Here is a 315-nt window from a genome sequence, read left to right as displayed (position 1 = left end):
GAGTTTGGTTGCGGGAGCCGGATTTGAACCGACGACCTTCGGGTTATGAGCCCGACGAGCTACCAGACTGCTCCATCCCGCGTCTGTGTGGTGGATTCTACAGCGGATCGTGCAGGTGTCAACCCTTAAATCACGTAAGCGCTTGAAATACCCGGTTTTAATCCATTTCCTGCAATTGGCAGGAGGAGGGCAAAAACACCCGGGCACAAAAAAGGCCACTCTTTCGAGTAGCCTTTTAATGTTTGGTTGCGGGAGCCGGATTTGAACCGACGACCTTCGGGTTATGAGCCCGACGAGCTACCAGACTGCTCCATC

Annotated in this window: 1 tRNA gene; it reads right to left on the bottom strand. The window is 53.7% G+C overall.

From position 1 onward, the window contains the following. Positions 1-5 precede the first annotated feature (5 nt). Positions 6-82, bottom strand: a tRNA-Met gene (locus CJU81_RS23600). Between the last annotated feature and the right edge of the window lie 233 nt (positions 83-315).

Origin of the sequence: Pseudomonas fragi, from assembly GCF_002269505.1 — a bacterium.
GTDB lineage: Bacteria > Pseudomonadota > Gammaproteobacteria > Pseudomonadales > Pseudomonadaceae > Aquipseudomonas > Aquipseudomonas fragi_D.
The sequence above is the reverse complement of the archived record's forward strand: the minus strand, read 5'-3'. Positions and strand labels throughout refer to the sequence as shown.